Source organism: Streptococcus infantis SPAR10, from assembly GCF_000279535.1.
GTDB classification, from domain to species: Bacteria; Bacillota; Bacilli; order Lactobacillales; family Streptococcaceae; genus Streptococcus; species Streptococcus infantis_I.
The window spans coordinates 514,228-532,413 of record NZ_ALCH01000004.1; the positions used below are offsets into that span (position 1 = coordinate 514,228).

At 39.3% G+C, this 18,186-nt stretch carries 18 protein-coding genes and 1 other annotated feature; of the genes, 12 read left to right on the plus strand and 6 right to left on the minus strand.

Features of this window, described 5'->3' with window-relative positions; all coding sequences use genetic code 11:
* Window positions 1-1,359 carry a signal recognition particle-docking protein FtsY gene (ftsY, locus tag SPAR10_RS07680; RefSeq protein WP_004252613.1) on the plus strand — a complete coding sequence of 453 codons (1,359 nt, stop codon included), beginning with the start codon at window positions 1-3 and terminating at the stop codon, window positions 1,357-1,359.
* 39 nt (window positions 1,360-1,398) lie between these two features.
* On the opposite strand, the gene zwf is transcribed toward ftsY, so the two are convergent.
* The 3 genes from zwf to SPAR10_RS07695 all read right to left on the minus strand — a co-directional run bounded on the left by zwf (window position 1,399) and on the right by SPAR10_RS07695 (window position 5,221).
* The gene (zwf, locus tag SPAR10_RS07685) at window positions 1,399-2,886 is read right to left on the minus strand and encodes a glucose-6-phosphate dehydrogenase (RefSeq protein ID WP_004252614.1); all 1,488 of its coding nucleotides are present in this window, start codon (window positions 2,884-2,886) and stop codon (window positions 1,399-1,401) included.
* Window positions 2,887-3,035: 149 nt separating this feature from the next.
* Window positions 3,036-3,776, minus strand: a complete 741-nt coding sequence (locus SPAR10_RS07690; protein ID WP_004252615.1) for an amino acid ABC transporter ATP-binding protein — start codon at window positions 3,774-3,776, stop codon at window positions 3,036-3,038.
* Window positions 3,776-5,221 carry an amino acid ABC transporter substrate-binding protein/permease gene (locus SPAR10_RS07695; protein WP_004252616.1) on the minus strand — a complete coding sequence of 482 codons (1,446 nt, stop codon included), beginning with the start codon at window positions 5,219-5,221 and terminating at the stop codon, window positions 3,776-3,778. The genes SPAR10_RS07690 and SPAR10_RS07695 overlap by 1 nt, the downstream gene beginning before the upstream one ends.
* 179 nt (window positions 5,222-5,400) lie before the next feature.
* On the opposite strand from SPAR10_RS07695, the gene uvrB reads away from it, so the two are divergent.
* From uvrB to SPAR10_RS07725, 6 genes are read left to right on the plus strand one after another with little or no spacing between them, the layout of a single operon-like run.
* Window positions 5,401-7,389, plus strand: a complete 1,989-nt coding sequence (uvrB, locus tag SPAR10_RS07700) for an excinuclease ABC subunit UvrB (protein ID WP_004252618.1) — start codon at window positions 5,401-5,403, stop codon at window positions 7,387-7,389.
* Between the two features lie 14 nt (window positions 7,390-7,403).
* A complete protein-coding gene (locus tag SPAR10_RS07705; protein WP_004252620.1) occupies window positions 7,404-8,030 on the plus strand; it encodes an NAD(P)H-dependent oxidoreductase in 627 nt (208 codons plus the stop codon).
* On the plus strand, window positions 8,027-8,578 hold the full coding sequence (locus tag SPAR10_RS07710; RefSeq protein ID WP_004252621.1) for a hypothetical protein: 552 nt from the start codon (window positions 8,027-8,029) through the stop codon (window positions 8,576-8,578). The genes SPAR10_RS07705 and SPAR10_RS07710 overlap by 4 nt, the downstream gene beginning before the upstream one ends.
* Window positions 8,575-9,075, plus strand: a complete 501-nt coding sequence (locus SPAR10_RS11245) for a hypothetical protein (protein ID WP_074324878.1) — start codon at window positions 8,575-8,577, stop codon at window positions 9,073-9,075. The genes SPAR10_RS07710 and SPAR10_RS11245 overlap by 4 nt, the downstream gene beginning before the upstream one ends.
* A 2-nt stretch (window positions 9,076-9,077) precedes the next feature.
* The gene (locus tag SPAR10_RS07720; RefSeq protein WP_004252625.1) at window positions 9,078-9,512 is read left to right on the plus strand and encodes a hypothetical protein; all 435 of its coding nucleotides are present in this window, start codon (window positions 9,078-9,080) and stop codon (window positions 9,510-9,512) included.
* 19 nt (window positions 9,513-9,531) lie between these two features.
* Window positions 9,532-9,999, plus strand: a complete 468-nt coding sequence (locus tag SPAR10_RS07725; protein WP_025170562.1) for an 8-oxo-dGTP diphosphatase — start codon at window positions 9,532-9,534, stop codon at window positions 9,997-9,999.
* Here SPAR10_RS07725 and SPAR10_RS07730 read toward each other — a convergent pair.
* Both SPAR10_RS07730 and SPAR10_RS07735 read right to left on the minus strand, forming a co-directional pair.
* Window positions 9,996-10,511 carry a transcription repressor NadR gene (locus SPAR10_RS07730; protein WP_004252629.1) on the minus strand — a complete coding sequence of 172 codons (516 nt, stop codon included), beginning with the start codon at window positions 10,509-10,511 and terminating at the stop codon, window positions 9,996-9,998. The genes SPAR10_RS07725 and SPAR10_RS07730 overlap by 4 nt on opposite strands.
* A gap of 11 nt (window positions 10,512-10,522) precedes the next feature.
* Window positions 10,523-11,050, minus strand: a complete 528-nt coding sequence (locus tag SPAR10_RS07735) for an ECF transporter S component (protein ID WP_004252631.1) — start codon at window positions 11,048-11,050, stop codon at window positions 10,523-10,525.
* Between the two features lie 634 nt (window positions 11,051-11,684).
* Window positions 11,685-11,820, plus strand: a sequence feature (ribosomal protein L10 leader region).
* A 38-nt stretch (window positions 11,821-11,858) separates the two neighbouring features.
* Between SPAR10_RS07735 and rplJ the strand changes: the two genes are divergently transcribed.
* The 5 genes from rplJ to SPAR10_RS07760 all read left to right on the plus strand — a co-directional run bounded on the left by rplJ (window position 11,859) and on the right by SPAR10_RS07760 (window position 16,848).
* Window positions 11,859-12,359, plus strand: coding sequence for a 50S ribosomal protein L10 (gene rplJ, locus SPAR10_RS07740; protein ID WP_004252632.1), 501 nt, complete (start codon window positions 11,859-11,861; stop codon window positions 12,357-12,359).
* Between the two features lie 74 nt (window positions 12,360-12,433).
* Window positions 12,434-12,802 (plus strand): 50S ribosomal protein L7/L12, encoded by a 369-nt coding sequence (gene rplL / locus SPAR10_RS07745; protein ID WP_004252633.1) that lies wholly within the window; start codon window positions 12,434-12,436, stop codon window positions 12,800-12,802.
* Between the two features lie 588 nt (window positions 12,803-13,390).
* Complete coding sequence (gene glyQ / locus SPAR10_RS07750) at window positions 13,391-14,308, plus strand: glycine--tRNA ligase subunit alpha (protein ID WP_000038760.1); 918 nt, start codon at window positions 13,391-13,393, stop codon at window positions 14,306-14,308.
* A 216-nt stretch (window positions 14,309-14,524) separates the two neighbouring features.
* Window positions 14,525-16,561, plus strand: a complete 2,037-nt coding sequence (gene glyS, locus SPAR10_RS07755) for a glycine--tRNA ligase subunit beta (protein WP_004252638.1) — start codon at window positions 14,525-14,527, stop codon at window positions 16,559-16,561.
* A gap of 29 nt (window positions 16,562-16,590) precedes the next feature.
* Window positions 16,591-16,848: a DUF896 family protein gene (locus SPAR10_RS07760; RefSeq protein WP_000187071.1), complete on the plus strand. Its 258-nt coding sequence runs from the start codon at window positions 16,591-16,593 to the stop codon at window positions 16,846-16,848.
* Window positions 16,849-16,926: 78 nt separating this feature from the next.
* On the opposite strand, the gene SPAR10_RS07765 is transcribed toward SPAR10_RS07760, so the two are convergent.
* Window positions 16,927-18,174: an NAD(P)H-dependent oxidoreductase gene (locus SPAR10_RS07765; RefSeq protein WP_004252639.1), complete on the minus strand. Its 1,248-nt coding sequence runs from the start codon at window positions 18,172-18,174 to the stop codon at window positions 16,927-16,929.
* Window positions 18,175-18,186 lie beyond the last annotated feature (12 nt).

Sequence of the window (18,186 nt, forward strand, 5' to 3'; positions counted from 1 at the left end):
ATGGGATTATTTGACCGTTTATTTGGAAAAATAGAAGAACCTAAAATTGAAGATGTTGTCAAAGAAGCTATAGAAAACATTGATTTATCGGATGATAGCCAGCAAACTGAGATGCTAGAATCTGAAAATATCGAAGTCAAAGAGCAAGATGGGACTGTCGTAGCCGAAGAAAATGATGAAGACTTATCTGAAGCAGATGTTGACGAAGAAACTATTGTCGAATCAGTTGACGAAGTTGAGGTTTCTGAAGAAGAGTTAAATCAAGTTCAAGAGGCCGATAGTCCTCAAGAGGAATCGACTCATGTTGAAGAGATTCCTTCAAACGATAGTGACGAGGAAGAAATTGTTCAGCCTCAATCTGACGAAGCAGAAACAGAGTTTTTTGAAGAAGAGGAAGCAAACCAAGCAATCGAAGAAACTCCTCAAGTGCAAGAGACTGTACAGGAAAAATATGACCGCAGTCTCAAGAAAACTCGTACGGGATTTGGTGCCCGTTTAAATGCCTTCTTCGCTAATTTCCGATCAGTTGATGAAGAATTCTTTGAAGAATTAGAAGAACTACTCATCATGAGTGACGTTGGTGTCCAGGTGGCTTCAAATCTTACGGAAGAATTGCGTTATGAAGCCAAGTTAGAAAATGCTAAGAAACCTGAAGCACTTCGTCGTGTTATCATCGAAAAATTGGTGGAGTTGTATGAGAAGGATGGCAACTACAACGAAAGCATTAATTTTCAAGATGGTTTGACTGTCATGCTCTTTGTAGGTGTTAATGGTGTCGGAAAGACAACTTCAATTGGTAAATTGGCACATCGCTACAAACAAGCTGGGAAAAAGGTTATGCTTGTTGCTGCTGATACCTTCCGTGCAGGTGCAGTTGCCCAATTAGCTGAATGGGGGCGTCGTGTAGATGTTCCTGTCGTTACTGGCCCTGAGAAGGCAGATCCAGCTAGCGTTGTCTTTGATGGGATGGAACGAGCAGTAGCAGAAGGTATTGATATTCTCATGATTGATACAGCTGGCCGTCTGCAAAACAAAGAAAACTTAATGGCAGAATTGGAAAAGATTGGTCGTATCATCAAACGCGTAGTGCCAGAAGCACCACATGAAACCTTCCTAGCCCTTGATGCCTCAACTGGGCAAAACGCTCTTGTACAAGCTAAAGAATTCTCAAAAATTACTCCTGTTACAGGGATTGTCTTAACAAAAATTGACGGGACTGCCCGAGGTGGCGTTGTTCTTGCTATCCGTGAGGAACTCAATATCCCTGTTAAGCTAATTGGTTTTGGTGAAAAAATCGATGATATCGGTGAGTTTAACTCTGAAAACTTTATGAAGGGCCTTCTAGAAGGTTTGATATAAAAGAAAATCCTGCAAGAATTCTTGCAGGATTGTTTTTGATTATTCTAAACGACCATCTTTACGATAGGCGATATCTGGTTGCCATGTCCATTTGGCTCCGTATTTTTCAAGGAGATCAAAGCTGGCTTGTGGTCCCATGCTACCTGATTTATAATCATGAAGAGGAGCACCGTTTTCAGCCCAAAGCTTCTCGATACGGTCAATCAATTTCCATGATGCACTCACTTCATCCCAGTGGCTAAAGTTTGTTGAGTTATTGTTCAAAACATCATAGATTAGTTTTTCATATGGGTCTGGTGAAGCACCTGTTGCAGTCGCATCTGTTCGATAGTCAAGCGAATTTGGTGCGAGGCTAAACTCTTCCCCTACCTTCTTACCGTTAAGGCTAAGAGAGAATCCTTCCGTCGGTTGGATGTAGATGGTAAGCACATTCGGTGCTAGTGGTTCTCCAAAGATTGAATCCATTTGTTTGAAGACAATGTTGACATGAGTTCCTTTTTCAGTAAGGCGTTTACCTGTACGGAAGAAGAAAGGTACATCACGGAAGCGATCGGTATCTACAAAGAAGGCACCTGAAGCAAAGGTTTCTGTCATTGATTCTGGGTTGACATTTGGTTCGCTACGGTATGAAATATACTTCATGCCATCAACTTTACCAGAACGGTATTGCCCACGGATGAAGTGTTCTTTAAGTTCCTCATCTGTAGGGTGGTAAAGGTTCTTGAAGACCTTGATTTTCTCTGCGCGAATGTCATCCTTTGTAAAGCTTGCAGGCTTATCCATAGCAAGGAGTGACAGCAGCTGAAGTGTGTGGTTTTGAACCATGTCTCGAAGGGCACCAGACTCATCATAGTAGCCACCACGCTCTTCAACACCTAGACGTTCTGCAAAGGTAATTTGCACATTATCAATATGTTCCCGATTCCAAACATTTTCAAAGATCATATTGGCAAAACGAATGGCAAAGATACTCTGAATCATCTCTTTACCAAGATAGTGGTCGATACGATAGATTTGCTCTTCGTTAAAAGTAGCTAGAAGCTCTTCATTTAGTTTGCTTGCGGTCTCATAGTCAGTACCAAAAGGTTTCTCAACAATCAAACGTTCAAAACCTTTACCATCAACGATTTGCTCTGACTTGAGATGTTTGGCGATGGTACCGAAGAATTGTGGTGCCATTGAGAGGAAGAAGAGCTTATTGTGTTCAGTTTGATACTTTTCATTTAACTCCGCCTGAAGCTTACGTAATTCGATATAGTGCTCAGTGTCATTAACGTCGTGACTTTGATAGTAAAAATGACTAGCAAATGCTTGAGCCTCTTCTGCGCTATCTGCCAAGTCTAAAATAGATTCGACAACAACAGATTCGAAATATTCCTTACTCCAAGGTCTACGAGCAGTTCCAATAACAGCAAAATGATCAGAAAGATTACCTGATTTATAAAGTCTAAAGAGTGAAGGGTAGAGTTTGCGTTTAGCCAAATCTCCACTAGCACCAAAAATTGTAACAATAACTTTAGATGACATCCAGCTACCTAATTTCTATTTACTTTCCTAGATATCCTAGGCATGAGGAATCCCCATTTTCATACCCTTTATTTTATCATAATTTTCTAAAAAATCCAAAATTCCAATACAAGTAAGAAAAAAACTGCAAGGTAAACCTTGCAGTTTTTTTAAGCGTTGAGGACCTTGTCCAAAAATTCTTTTAGACGAGGGTGTTGTGGGTTGTCAAAGATTTGATCAGGTGTGCCATCTTCTAGGAATTCACCGTCTGCTGTAAAGATAACTCGATTGGCAACCTTACGAGCAAATCCCATTTCATGGGTTACGATAATCATGGTCATGCCTTGTTCAGCCAACTCTTTCATAACATTCAGAACGTCGCCGACCATCTCAGGATCAAGGGCAGAAGTTGGTTCGTCAAAGAGCATGATATCTGGATTCATAGCCAAACCGCGAGCGATAGCCACACGTTGTTTTTGACCACCGGATAGACTTTCAGGATTGGCATTGGCCTTGTCAGCAAGCCCAACTTTTTCGAGGAGTTCCATACCCAATTTTTCAGCTTCAGCCTTAGTCATTAACTTATGTTCTACAGGAGCGAAAGTGATATTTTCCAATACGGTCATATGTGGAAATAGATTGAAGTGCTGGAACACCATTCCGATATTTTCACGAACATGGTCTACGTTGGTTGCTTTATCCGTCAAATCATAGCCATTAACTGTGATACTTCCTTTTGTTCCTTCTTCGAGGAGATTTAAGCTACGCAAGAAAGTTGACTTACCTGAACCAGAAGGTCCAATGATACAAACAACATCTCCTTCATAGAATTTCGCTGAAATTCCTTTAAGGACTTTGTTTTTACCATATTGTTTATGTAAGTTATGAACGTCAATTTTTAATTTTGCCATTATTGAATCCTCTTTTCTAAGCGTTTGGCTAATCTAGTTAGAAGAGTGATAATCACAAGGTAGAAGACTGCGAGAATTGCATACATTTTGAAACTTTGATAGTTACGAGCAATGATAATCTTACCAGTCTGGAAGAGTTCTACCAAACCGATTGCAGATACGATTGTTGTATCTTTAAGAGCGATAACAAATTGGTTGACGAAGTTTGGAAGCATGAGCTTGGTCGCTTGTGGCAAGACAATCTTACGCATGGTTTTTCCATATGAGATACCAAGACTTCGACTGGCTTCCATTTGTCCAACAGGAACGGCCTTGATACCACCACGAACAATCTCAGCAATGTAGGCAGCCGAGTTTAGGGAAAGTGCGATAGTACCAGCGACAAAGTCGTTGATTGGACTTTGTTGACCTGTGAGGGATTCGATAAAGTTTGGAATTCCCCAGAAAATAAATGCTGCAAGAATCATGAGTGGAATACCACGGATAACGTCAACGAAAATCTCTGAAATCAAACGGAGTGATTTATAAGGGCTGACACTAAACATACCGAAGATAATTCCGATGAAAATCGCAATTACAAATGAAATAAGGGCTAATGAGAGGGTAATTCCAAGTCCGCTGAGAAGTTGTTTGTAGTTGTTTTTCAACAAGCCCCAGATAGTTGTTTCATCAGCGGTTGAACTTGTAGTAGTAGAATCGCTAGCTAGATACTTATCCAGGATTTTTTGGAATTCTCCATTTGCCTTAAGGTTTGCAAGCCCTTTGTTAAACTTCTCTAGCAATTCTGAATTGCTTCCTTTTTTTACTGCAAAAGCAGTTTCACCAATTGGTGTACCTTCGATTGGTGTTTTTAAGTTTTGACCTTGACTAATAGAGTATTTAATAACAGGTTCGTCGTCCATAACAGCATCAATTGAACCAGTGTTTAAGCTATCATACATAGATGCAGCATCTGAAAAAGTTTTGATCTTGTAACCGTACTTGCTTTGATTCTCTGTTAGGAAGGTTTGTGAAGCAGTACCATTTTTCACACCTACAGTCTTACCGTTCAAATCTTCATAAGAAGAAATGGTACTTGATTCTTTAACACCAAGAATAGTATTTGCTGTATAGTAAGAATCAGAGAAATCAAAAGTTTCTTTACGAGCATCAGTTACTGACATACCTGCAATGATACCGTCTGCTTGTCCAGATTGGACTGCGTTAATAGCAGCATCAAAACCTGGATTGGTAATCTCGATTTCAAAACCTTGGTTTTCAGCGATTGCCTTGATTAGATCCATATCGATACCAGTGTATTGATTACTTGAGTCCTGGAAAACAAATGGAGCAAAAGATGAGTCACTGGCGATAACATACTTTGTTTTTTCTGTGTCAGCTTTTACTAGTCCTAATGAAAGAATAGGAAATAAAATTAGCAAACAAGCTAGAATTTTTTTCTTCATGTGATGTCTCCTTTCAGGGTATTTTTAAATTATAGCAAAAAAAATTGAATCCGGCAAATATTTTATATTTTTATGTCAGAAGATATAACATATACTTGACGGAGATAGAAATTTGATAAACAGAAAGTCTTACCATTTTATGGTAAAATAGAAGGATAGAAAATGTGTATGAGGCTATTATGATAAATCGAATTACAGACAACAAATTTAAACTAGTATCCAAATACCAACCGTCTGGGGATCAACCGCAGGCCATCGAGCAGTTGGTGGATAATATTGAGGGTGGAGAAAAGGCTCAAATCTTGATGGGGGCGACGGGTACGGGGAAGACCTATACCATGAGCCAGGTCATCGCCCAAGTTAATAAGCCAACCCTAGTCATCGCCCACAATAAAACCCTAGCAGGTCAGCTCTATGGGGAGTTTAAGGAATTTTTCCCTGAAAATGCTGTTGAGTATTTTGTATCTTACTATGATTATTACCAGCCTGAAGCTTATGTTCCTTCTAGCGATACCTATATCGAAAAAGATAGCTCGGTCAATGATGAGATTGACAAGCTTCGTCACTCAGCAACCTCCGCTCTTTTAGAACGAAATGACGTTATTGTAGTTGCGTCTGTTTCATGTATCTATGGTTTGGGTTCTCCCAAAGAATACTCGGATAGCGTAGTGAGCTTGCGTCCAGGACTGGAGATTTCTCGTGACAAACTCTTGAATGACTTGGTGGATATCCAGTTTGAGCGCAATGATATCGACTTTCAACGGGGAAGATTCCGAGTCCGTGGGGATGTGGTGGAAATTTTCCCAGCCTCTCGTGATGAGCATGCCTTTCGTGTAGAGTTTTTCGGGGATGAAATTGACCGTATCCGTGAAGTCGAAGCTCTAACTGGTCAAGTTCTGGGCGAAGTGGATCATTTGGCGATTTTCCCAGCCACTCACTTTGTGACCAATGATGACCACATGGAAGTAGCTATTGCTAAGATTGAGGCTGAGTTGGAGGAGCAGTTAGCTATTTTTGAGAAGGAAGGTAAACTCCTTGAAGCTCAACGTTTGAAACAGCGTACGGAGTATGATATCGAGATGCTACGTGAGATGGGTTATACAAACGGGGTTGAAAACTATTCACGCCACATGGATGGACGGAGCGAAGGAGAGCCTCCTTATACTCTTCTGGACTTCTTCCCAGATGATTTCCTGATTATGATTGATGAGAGCCACATGACCATGGGGCAAATCAAGGGCATGTACAATGGAGACCGTTCGCGTAAGGAAATGTTGGTGAATTACGGTTTCCGTTTACCTTCTGCCTTAGACAACCGTCCCCTTCGTCGTGAAGAGTTTGAAAGTCATGTTCACCAGATTGTCTATGTTTCAGCGACACCTGGTGATTATGAACACGAGCAGACTGACACCGTTATTGAGCAAATCATTCGTCCGACTGGTCTTTTGGATCCAGAAGTGGAAGTGCGCCCAACTATGGGACAAATTGATGATCTTTTGGGTGAAATCAATGCCCGTGTTGAAAAGAACGAACGGACCTTTATTACAACCTTGACCAAGAAAATGGCTGAAGACTTGACTGACTATTTCAAAGAAATGGGAATCAAGGTCAAATATATGCACTCGGATATCAAGACTTTAGAGCGAACAGAGATTATCCGTGACCTGCGTTTGGGTGTTTTTGATGTCTTGGTCGGAATTAACCTCCTTCGTGAAGGGATTGATGTTCCAGAAGTTAGTCTAGTTGCTATTCTCGATGCTGACAAGGAAGGTTTCCTTCGTAATGAGCGTGGACTCATTCAGACTATTGGTCGTGCTGCCCGTAATAGCGAGGGGCATGTCATCATGTATGCTGATACTATGACTCAGTCTATGCAACGTGCCATTGATGAAACGGCCCGTCGTCGTAAAATCCAGATGGCCTATAATGAAGAACACGGTATTATTCCACAAACTATTAAGAAGGAAATCCGTGACCTGATTTCTGTTACCAAGACAGTTACCAAGGAAGAGGACAAGGAAGTTGATATCAATAGCCTTAACAAACAAGAACGTAAAGAACTTGTCAAGAAACTGGAAAAACAAATGCAAGAAGCCGTCGAAGTGCTTGACTTTGAACTCGCCGCGCAAATTCGTGATATGATGCTGGAAGTCAAGGCCTTGGATTAGATAGGAGAGAACTTTTGAAAATTTTAGTCATCAATGGACACCCTGATAAGGAAAGTTACTGTCAGGCTATTTTTCAAACCATTGTAGAAAATATTGATTCAAAGCACCATGAAGTTAAAGTCATCAACCTTAATGAAGAGGACTTTGATCCTGTTTTACGTTATGGCTATCGAAAACGTATGGAAGAAGATTCTTTTATCCTTCGTTCCCAAGAATTAATCCAGTGGGCGGATCACCTGATTTTTGTTTATCCCATCTGGTGGAGTAGTATGCCGAGCCTTATGAAGGGCTGGATTGATCGGGTCTTTACACCGGGGATTGCCTACTCGGCCAATGATCAAGGAAGCTTCATCTGGAATTACCTTAGAGGCAAGCAATTTAAGAAGTTGCTTAAAGGCAAAACAGCTAGTATCTATGCGACCTCCATGGCGCCTACTTGGTGGTACAAGATCTTTTCAGGTCCTCTCAACATTCCTGATAGTTATGGTATCTCTGTTTTGAAGAATGCCGTCTTGAACCACTGTGGGATTAAAACCAAGCGCGTCTGTATCTTAGGAGAAGTCGGCCGGGATGTGAATACCGCTAGTATGCGGGAACAGCATCTCAAAAAGGTTGCAGCAGAAGTTAAAAAACTATCATGAAACAAGATAATAAAAAAGAGAAAACATCAAAAAAACACTATATGTCAAATCGAAAAATGAGCTGGCTGGATAAAGTAAAATTGTGGTTGCTACAACATTCAAAAATAGCTTTTCTATTAGATTGTAGTGTATTTTGGTTCTCAGCTATCGGGTTATTTTATTTGTTGCTTGGAACAACTTTTGTTCCAAAATCCTATCAAAACTTTAATTATGTCTTTCCGCTCTTTCTGAATCTTATATTCTTAGTGAATATACTTTATCAGGGTATTTTTAGAGATAATTTCGATGGAATAACTAGAGTCCAAGATTTTGCAAATCCATTCTTGTACCTAAATGGAGTAGGTTTGTTGTTTCACTTATTTTTTGGAATAATGGGTCGAAATAGAAAGAGTATTCCTCCCTTGCTTACGTTAGATCTCCGTTACATCTGGTTTCCAATCGTTACCTATTTAACCTTTTTCCTAGTGCCTGCTTTAATCATTTTAATTTGCAAGTATATTGAAAAGAAAAAGGTAAAAGAAGAAAATAGGGAAAATCCACTCAAATGAAAAAGAATAAAAGAAATTCAAATACAAAAAAGAATCTCTCAAGGAGAGAAAGTTTTCATCTTTGGCTAGATTCTCATAAATTTTTAGGGTTCTTCTTTATCCTCGGTCTTATCCTAGCAATAGGACTAAGTTTGAATCTAATTTTTGAAAGTCTTCCTATTCCGTTGCCCTATAGAGATATCAATTATAGTTTTCCATTATATTTAAATCTTTTTTGTCTGGTGTATCGATTATTTGACTATTGGTTCCTAGACTTGTCTGGGGCAAGGATGACAATAAAAAGATATGCAGATTTATTTATTTATCTTAATAGTATCGGTTTAGTGGCCCATCTCTTTATCGGGGTTGGTGGGAAAAATAGTAAAGGGATTTTACCCTCTCTCTTATCCCTGGATCACCGTTACATTTGGTTCCCTATAGCAACTTATCTGGTCTTTTTTTCCGTAGCTGCTTTAACGATATTGTTTATGAAATTTATTGAAAAGAAAAGGAGTTAATTATGAGAAAACATCTAAATATATTTAGGATTCTTTACCTACTGTTCTTGGTATTTGCCCTAATTCATTTTGTTCTAGGTTTATTTGGTTTAGCTTTTACCCCAGTCTTGTGGAATACCTGGTTCTTTGGTCTTTGTTTAACCCTATTTATCCATCCATGGACTATCTTCTATAAATCTAGAATCTTTCAATGGCATCATTTGATTTTTCAAGCTCTCAGCGGATTCTTTGCTCTCATAATCTGGTTTGTGATTTTCTTTGTTTTATCTGTGGTTCCAGATTCGTCTATGCCTATCAATATAGATTATCAGATAAATAATAAAGATAAGGAAATCAGAATCATCAGAGGATTCTTACTCCATGAAATTCATGAATATCATGACTTAGTTAATCCTTTGATTATGAAATCTAAAGTTAAGTATAAGATAGAAAATTAAAGATTAGAAAGTGAATCCTATGTCTCGAGCACAATTAACCATTCTTACAAATATTTGTATGATTGAAGATCTAGAAAAGCAGCGCGTGGTGATGCAGTATCGATCACCCGAAAGCAACCATTGGTCTGGCTATGCCTTTCCAGGAGGACATGTCGAAGACGGAGAGGCTTTTGCAGAGTCAGTTATTCGCGAAATATACGAGGAAACAGGTCTGACGATTCAAAATCCTCAACTTGTCGGCATTAAAAATTGGCCCTTAGATACAGGTGAGCGTTATATTGTCTTTTGTTACAAGGCGACTGAGTTTACTGGTACTCTGCAATCATCTGAAGAAGGAGAAGTGTCCTGGGTAGAAAAAGACCAGATTCCAAATTTGGATCTGGCCTATGATATGTTACCTTTGATGAAGATGATGGAAGCTCCAGACAAGTCTGAATTTTTCTACCGGCACCGTACAGAAGATGGATGGGAAAAGAAAATCTTCTAATCCTTTACTAAATAACCAAGCTGGTCCAAGGCCTTCTCAATATAGAGGAGGTCTTGTTTATTTTCTGCTTCAATTAAGTGATAATGGATACCATCTGTCAATTCAGATAGGGGGCGAAAATCAGACGTCTTAACCTGGTTTAAAAAGTGCTCAACATCGCGTCTACAACTTAGTTTGAGGAGGGTTTCTATTTCCCCGTAGACAGGATGGTCAATAAGGATATTTTGAACCCTTCCTCCGTTATCGACGATAGTAAGTAATTCTTGCTCCATATCTTCCTCTTTATGTTTGACCTTAAAGAGTTTATGAACAAAAGGATTGGCTTTGTTTTCTTTATAGATATAGCCACGATTGGTTGATAGGATAGGAGCACCATCTGCACGAAGCACAGCTATATCCTGAACGATAATCTGACGAGTGACATGAAAATGTTCTGCTAAGCTTTGTCCGTTTAGAGGTTTTTGAGCTTCTTTTAAGAGTTGAATAAGCGCTTCTTTTCGGTCTTTAGTCATGATTTACTTTCTTAATGGCGTTTTTTTAGTGCTTTATAAACAGCTAATGCTAAGTAATAGTCTATCATACTATGAACAATAGTTCCAAAACCAACCAAGACAAAGAGAACATAGAACATATTTTTTAGGTCTGTTCCTGTACTAGCATAGAAGATAATACAAGCAAAGACTTCGGCAATAGCGTGCACTAAACCAAGTACAAAGTTAAAAATCAATGAAGATTTCTTATTGTCCAAGGTTTGAGGATATTTTTGAAGGTATAAAGCTCCCAGAGTACCAAAGAAGATGTGAGAAAAAGCTCGAAGTACAATAACGATCGGATAACCGGCTAGTAAGAATCCAATACTAGAAGCAACAATGACAAAAATAGCCATCCAAGGGGAGAGAAACATAGCAATGAAAATGGCCACATGGCTTCCTAAAGTATAAGAAGCAGGAGGAATGACAATTTTGATAGGCATTACCAAGGGAATCAAAATAGCGATAGCGGTTAGCAATGCGGTTAAAGTCATGAATTGGGTTTTCTTTTGTGTATTCATAATAACTCCTTTTTATCTGTATATACAGTTGTATAGTACACTAAATAATGTTTCTCGTCAAGAGAGAAATTGATTTTTGAGGAAAAAATAGTTAAACTATAGTATAGTATCTTAGAAATTGGGGGATTGAGATGATAGATATACTTTATCCAATTTTTATCATTCATTACATATCTAAGCAGAAAAAAACAGAATTCAAAGTATCAAAATTTACCACATTTTCAGCCTATAGTTTCTTAATGATTTCGATAATAAGAATCGTATTTGGTTCCTTAGCTCTGATTGTTTTCTCGATACCCATATTCGGTTTCCTCTATTTCAGTATCATAGGGCTCATTCTTTATCACATTAGCATTATTTATGGCATAATCCTACTTTTCTTGTCATTAACTTTTTTCTTAGACAGTCAAAAATCTAATCAGGACATTCAAACCATGGAAAATACTCCATTCATATTTCATGTGTTAATGTTGATCTTTCATGCGCTCTTAATCTATAATACCTTGGTACCAATCTTTTCAATTTACTGAGAAAATATTTAAATATTCTTCTCTAAGTGGCAGTAGAATTGAGAAAAAACTAAAATTTTTTTAAAAAATACTTGCTTTGATAGAATTCTTGTGATATACTTATAAATGGTTTGAAAAAACTGCCTAAGACAGTAGGGGAGCAAGACTCATAAATATCCTACCGAGGACAAAACGTATCATGTAAAAAGAAGCGTATTGTACTTTCGTGTCTAGGTTTGGGCGCGTTTTTCTTTTGGAAAAATTCCCCAAGCAAAATAATTACGGAGGTGAACACACTAATGAGTGAAGCAATTATTGCTAAGAAAGCGGAACTAGTTGACGTAGTAGCTGAGAAAATGAAAGCTGCTGCATCAATCGTCGTTGTAGACGCTCGTGGTTTGACAGTTGAACAAGATACAGTTCTTCGTCGTGAGCTTCGTGGAAGCGAAGTTGAGTATAAAGTTATTAAAAACTCAATCTTACGTCGTGCAGCTGAAAAAGCTGGTCTTGAAGATCTTGCATCTGTTTTTGTTGGACCATCTGCAGTAGCATTTTCAAACGAAGATGTTATCGCACCAGCGAAAATCTTGAACGACTTTGCTAAAAACGCTGACGCACTTGAAATCAAAGGTGGTGCAATCGAAGGCGCTGTCGCATCAAAAGAAGAGATCGTTGCTCTTGCAACTCTTCCAAGTCGCGAAGGACTTCTTTCTATGCTCCTTTCTGTACTTCAAGCGCCAGTGCGCAACGTTGCTCTTGCAGTCAAAGCGGTTGCAGACAACAAAGAAGACGCAGCTTAATTATAAGCTACGCAGCGTAGCCTAGCTACAAAAAATAACAAAATTAAATTTAAACTTATTTGGAGGAAATAACAATGGCATTGAACATTGAAAACATTATTGCTGAAATTAAAGAAGCTTCAATCCTTGAATTGAACGACCTTGTAAAAGCTATCGAAGAAGAATTTGGTGTAACTGCAGCTGCTCCTGTAGCTGTTGCTGCAGCTGGTGCTGCTGACGCTGGTGCTGCTAAAGACTCATTTGACGTTGAATTGACAGCTGCTGGTGACAAAAAAGTTGGCGTTATCAAAGTTGTACGTGAAATCACTGGTCTTGGACTTAAAGAAGCTAAAGAACTTGTTGATGGTGCACCAGGTGTCATCAAAGAAGGCGTTGCAACTGCAGAAGCTGAAGAAATCAAAGCTAAATTGGAAGAAGCTGGAGCTTCAGTTACTCTTAAATAATAGATCGACTGCATTTGTAGCTTAAAAACATGATTAAACCACTATTCTTAGGAGTAGCGGTTTTTCTTTTTGTTCAAAAAGGGGCATGAAAGGGGATGACGTTAGATTAGTATTTCTATTTTAGGTGAATTATTGGAGATTCCTTATGAAATAATTTTACTTTTTAATTGCATTTTGTTATAATAGACGCAAGAAAGAATATCTTATCGGTAAATCCTAAGCGAGCCTGAGATAGTGAGAGTCAGGTGATTGAGAGATAGGTGTGGCACTTTTGGTTTTTTAATAAAGATAATGAAGTAATAAATTAGGGTGGAACCGCGTTTTTAACGCCCCTAGGTCACTTGACTTAGGAGCAAAGACACGGTTTTTTTTGTTTTCTGAGTTGAGCGCAAAAAAAATATAAAGGAGTAAAATATGTCCAATAAACTAACCTTTCACTGCGTGAGTGGCAGATACCTCCTTACAGTCGGACTGCCCCACGCTCAGCACTAAGGTACCTGAGCTAGACGCAGTACTAACTCGTCTTGCCTCGTATAATCGACGAGGCAGACTCGTGTCGCAAGAAATTATAGAAAAAAGGAGAAAACAATGTCTAAAAAATTGACTTTCCAGGAAATCATCCTTACTTTGCAACAATACTGGAATGACCAGGGTTGTATGCTCATGCAGGCTTATGATAACGAAAAAGGTGCGGGAACCATGAGTCCTTATACTTTCCTTCGTGCCATTGGTCCTGAGCCATGGAATGCGGCTTATGTAGAACCATCTCGTCGTCCAGCAGACGGTCGTTACGGAGAAAACCCAAATCGTCTCTACCAACACCACCAATTCCAAGTGGTTATGAAGCCATCTCCATCAAATATCCAAGAGCTCTACCTTGAGTCATTGGAAAAATTGGGTATCAACCCATTGGAACACGATATTCGTTTCGTTGAAGACAACTGGGAAAACCCATCAACTGGTTCAGCTGGTCTTGGATGGGAAGTGTGGCTTGATGGTATGGAAATCACTCAGTTCACTTACTTCCAACAAGTCGGTGGTTTAGCAACAGGTCCTGTTACTGCTGAGGTAACTTACGGTTTGGAACGCTTGGCTTCCTACATCCAAGAAGTTGACTCAGTTTATGATATCGAGTGGGCTCCAGGTGTTAAATATGGAGAAATTTTCCTTCAACCAGAATACGAGCATTCAAAATACAGCTTTGAAGTTTCAGACCAAGATATGCTTCTTGAAAACTTCGAAAAATTTGAAAAAGAAGCAGGACGTGCTTTGGAATTAGGCCTTGTGCACCCAGCCTATGACTACGTTTTGAAATGTTCACATACCTTCAACTTGCTTGATGCTCGTGGAGCGGTATCAGTTACAGAACGTGCCGGTTACATTGCCCGCATCCGTAACTTGGCCCGTGTCGTAGCCAAAACCTTCGTCGCAGAACGTAAGAAACTTGGTTATCCACTGCTAGACGAAGCCACACGTGCAAAACTCCTAGCAGAAGAGGAAGAATAGACAGAATTACGGGAATAAATGACTGAAAGTCGACCGTAGGTCGCTAAATAAAACAAGACCGCTGTAGTGAAAGTCGGATAAGAAGTTTCTTATCCGATTGGAGAACTGACGAGACTTAAGGCTTGGCAGTTAGCAATGAAACTGAAGGTTTGCTTGCGTCCCCCACTACTAAAGGTCTTGTTGAAGAAAATTAATTGATTGTGTAAAGGAAAAAACATGACAAAAAACTTATTAGTAGAACTAGGACTCGAAGAGTTACCAGCCTACGTTGTCACACCAAGTGAAAAACAACTCGGCGAAAAAATGGCAGCCTTCTTGGATGACAACCGCCTTTCATATGAAGGGATTCAAACATTTTCAACTCCACGTCGTTTAGCTGTTCGTGTACTTGGTTTAGCAGACCAACAAACAGATTTGACTGAAGATTTTAAAGGACCTTCTAAGAAAATTGCTTTGGATGCAGAAGGAAATTTCTCTAAAGCTGCCCAAGGTTTTGTCCGTGGAAAAGGCTTGACTGTAGATGACATTGAATTCCGTGAAATCAAAGGTGAAGAATACGTCTATGTAACTAAGCATGAAGCTGGAAAACCAGCAGAAGAAGTTCTGACTGGAATTCCAGAAGTCTTGGCTAGCTTAAGTTTCCCTGTTAGCATGCGTTGGGCAAACAATACTTTTGAATATATCCGTCCAGTCCACACTTTGACAGTGCTTTTGGATGATGAAGCTCTTGAACTAGATTTCTTAGATATTCATTCAGGCAGAGTGAGTCGAGGACATCGCTTCCTTGGACATGAAGTTGAAATCCGTCATGCTGATAGTTACGAAGAAGACTTACGCAAAGCCTATGTCATTGCTGATAGCATTGAACGTGAAAATATGATTCGTGAGCAGATCAAGACTATTGAAGCAGAACATGGCGTTCAAGTACAGATTGATGAAGGACTTTTAAACGAAGTCTTAAACTTGGTTGAATATCCAACTGCTTTTATGGGGAATTTTGATCCTAAATACCTAGAAGTTCCAGAAGAAGTTTTGGTTACTTCAATGGAAACTCATCAACGTTACTTTGTTGTCCGTGATCTTGAAGGAAATCTAAAACCAAACTTCATTTCAGTTCGTAACGGAAATGCTGAACACTTGGAAAATGTCATTCGAGGAAATGAGAAAGTTTTGGTTGCCCGCTTGGAAGATGGAGAATTCTTCTGGCGTGAAGACCAAAAACTCAAGATTGAAGATTTAGTTGCTAAACTTTCACACGTTACCTTCCATGAAAAGATTGGTTCACTTCGTGAACACATGATTCGCACAGGGCAAATTGCTATCCTGCTAGCAGAAAAAGCTGGTCTATCAGTTGATGAATCTATTGATCTTGCTCGTGCTGCAGCCATTTATAAATTTGACCTCTTAACCGGTATGGTTGGTGAATTTGATGAGCTTCAAGGGATCATGGGTGAGAAGTATGCACTTCTTGCAGGTGAAAATGCTGCAGTGGCGCAAGCTATTCGAGAGCACTATCTTCCTGATTCAGCAGACGGGGCTCTTCCTGAATCTAAAGTTGGAGCAATACTTGCACTAGCCGATAAATTAGATACTCTCTTATCTTTCTTCTCTGTTGGTTTGATTCCATCTGGTTCTAACGACCCTTATGCCCTTCGTCGTGCAACACAAGGGATTGTTCGAATCTTAGAAGACTTTGGATGGAATATTCCGATGGACGAGTTGATTGCCAGTCTTTATGCTTTATCGTTTGATAGTTTAACTTACGATAACCAAGAAGAAGTGCTTAACTTCATCAAAGCTCGTGTTGATAAGATGATGGGTTCTACAGCAAAAGATATTAAAGAAGCTGTTCTCGCAAGTTCAAATTTTGTTGTTTCTGATATGATTGAAGTAGCAGAAGCTCTTTCAGAAGCTGCGAAAACTGAAGATTACAAATCATCAGTTGAGTCATTATCTCGTGCCTTTAACCTAGCAGAAAAGGCAGAAGGTTCAGTCAAAGTTGATTCAAGTCTCTTTGAAAATGAGCAGGAAAAAGAACTAGCTCAAGCGGTAGATAACCTAGAATTGAAAGGTTCAGCAAGCGATAAATTAACACAACTATTTGCTCTTAGTCCAGTTATTGATGCGTTCTTTGACAATACTATGGTTATGGCAGAGGATATTGATGTTAAGAATAATCGTTTGGCTATTCTAGCTGCACTTGTCAATAAAGCAAAAACAGTGGCTGCTTTTAACCTTATTAATACAAAATAGTAATTGAAAAGTGGATTGGAGGTCCAAATATGACACCAGAAAAAATCGCTCGTATTAATGAACTTGCTAAAAAGAAAAAAACAGAAGGCTTGACTGCGGAAGAAAAAGTAGAACAAGCCAAACTTCGTGAGGAATATATCGAAGGCTATCGTCGTTCAGTACGTCATCACATTGAAGGAATCAAAATCGTCGATGAAGATGGTAATGATGTGACTCCTGAAAAGCTTCGTCAAGTGCAACGAGAAAAAGGTTTACACGGCCGTAGTCTTGATGATCCGAATTCATAAATAAAAAATTCTCGGTTTGTGTGTGAACCGAGATTTTTTATTGAAAAAAGGAACCGAGTGGTTCCTTTAGGTTATTTTTTAGTTACTTGCACCAGAAGTAGCATCAGCAGCTCCGTGGCCACCATCACCATGTCCTCCAGCGTCAGATGCACCAGAAGTAGCATCGGCATCTCCGTGACCTCCTGCAGCAGGAGCAAAAGGTCCGCTACCGCCTACCAAACGTTGACCAGTTTCTTTCAAGTACCAGTCAAGCCATGGTTGGAAGTTAAAGACAATTTCATTGATACCAGCATATGATCCATCAGGATAGTACATAGCTTGGTAGTTGTGAGTATTGATAACACCTGCAGGTGAACCAGGAACAATTGTACGTACGTATTCTTGGTTGCCATTGCGAAGCGTACCAATAACCCACTCAACGTTTTTCATACGTGCAGGTGGAAGTGATCCGTGAACTGTTGACATACGGCTACCAGATTGAGGTGGTACACGTTTCGCAAACATTGTTTCTGGATCTTGGTGAGCGTTGTTGTAGTATAGGAATTGGTTGTTGTCATCAGCATATGTCAACTCAAAAGGCATAGCTTTCAAGAACATATCGATTTGGTTAACTGTAAGGATACCATGGTCAAGTTTAACGTATGTATCACCTGAAACAGCACCTGTAATTTCTGCAACTTTTTCTACCCATTCTGGATCATCAGGGTCAACTTCTGTAATAGTTGTGGCAATTGGTTTTCCACAATCCAAGTCTTCTGGTTCAATTGGTTTTGGTTTTTTCAAATTAGATACGACTCCTACGTATTTGACAAAGTTATCTAAGCAAGTTTCAAGGAATTTAACAGTTCCTTCGTTAATAATATTTCCTTTTGCATCAAAAGCTTCTTTGGCTTTTCCAAGAAGGAACTCATTACCTGGTAATGTGTAGGCATTTACTCCTGGTGCATCAAGAATTTTACGAAGGTGAACTTGAGCACGTGATGTTCCTTGATCGTAGTATGAAGCACCCACAATCATAACTGGTTTGTTTTCAAATGGATGAACTTCGTATGAAAGCCATTCAAGGACTGACTTAAGTGAAGCAGAAATAGTGTGGTTGTGCTCTGGAGTAGCAATAATCACACCATCAGCTCGAGTAATTTTGTTGTAAAGAAGGCGTAACTGGAAGCTCTCGTCCCATTTTTCGTCTTGGTTAAACATTGGAACTTCATCGATTTCCAAAACTTCTAGTTCAAATTTAAATTTAAACTGACGGCGGATGAACTCCAAGAGTTTGCGGTTATATGATTGATCGTAGTTTGATCCAACAAGTCCAACAAATTTCATTCTTTCGATCTC

Bases quoted from the DNA above. Each gene is read 5' to 3' on its own strand.
- ftsY (WP_004252613.1), top strand. From the start codon at position 1: ATGGGATTATTTGACCGTTTATTTGGAAAAATAGAAGAACCTAAAATT.
- zwf (WP_004252614.1), bottom strand. From the start codon at position 2,886: ATGTCATCTAAAGTTATTGTTACAATTTTTGGTGCTAGTGGAGATTTG.
- SPAR10_RS07690 (WP_004252615.1), bottom strand. From the start codon at position 3,776: ATGGCAAAATTAAAAATTGACGTTCATAACTTACATAAACAATATGGT.
- SPAR10_RS07695 (WP_004252616.1), bottom strand. From the start codon at position 5,221: ATGAAGAAAAAAATTCTAGCTTGTTTGCTAATTTTATTTCCTATTCTT.
- uvrB (WP_004252618.1), top strand. From the start codon at position 5,401: ATGATAAATCGAATTACAGACAACAAATTTAAACTAGTATCCAAATAC.
- SPAR10_RS07710 (WP_004252621.1), top strand. From the start codon at position 8,027: ATGAAACAAGATAATAAAAAAGAGAAAACATCAAAAAAACACTATATG.
- SPAR10_RS11245 (WP_074324878.1), top strand. From the start codon at position 8,575: ATGAAAAAGAATAAAAGAAATTCAAATACAAAAAAGAATCTCTCAAGG.
- SPAR10_RS07720 (WP_004252625.1), top strand. From the start codon at position 9,078: ATGAGAAAACATCTAAATATATTTAGGATTCTTTACCTACTGTTCTTG.
- SPAR10_RS07725 (WP_025170562.1), top strand. From the start codon at position 9,532: ATGTCTCGAGCACAATTAACCATTCTTACAAATATTTGTATGATTGAA.
- SPAR10_RS07730 (WP_004252629.1), bottom strand. From the start codon at position 10,511: ATGACTAAAGACCGAAAAGAAGCGCTTATTCAACTCTTAAAAGAAGCT.
- SPAR10_RS07735 (WP_004252631.1), bottom strand. From the start codon at position 11,050: ATGAATACACAAAAGAAAACCCAATTCATGACTTTAACCGCATTGCTA.
- rplJ (WP_004252632.1), top strand. From the start codon at position 11,859: ATGAGTGAAGCAATTATTGCTAAGAAAGCGGAACTAGTTGACGTAGTA.
- rplL (WP_004252633.1), top strand. From the start codon at position 12,434: ATGGCATTGAACATTGAAAACATTATTGCTGAAATTAAAGAAGCTTCA.
- glyQ (WP_000038760.1), top strand. From the start codon at position 13,391: ATGTCTAAAAAATTGACTTTCCAGGAAATCATCCTTACTTTGCAACAA.
- glyS (WP_004252638.1), top strand. From the start codon at position 14,525: ATGACAAAAAACTTATTAGTAGAACTAGGACTCGAAGAGTTACCAGCC.
- SPAR10_RS07760 (WP_000187071.1), top strand. From the start codon at position 16,591: ATGACACCAGAAAAAATCGCTCGTATTAATGAACTTGCTAAAAAGAAA.
- SPAR10_RS07765 (WP_004252639.1), bottom strand. From the start codon at position 18,174: ATGAAATTTGTTGGACTTGTTGGATCAAACTACGATCAATCATATAAC.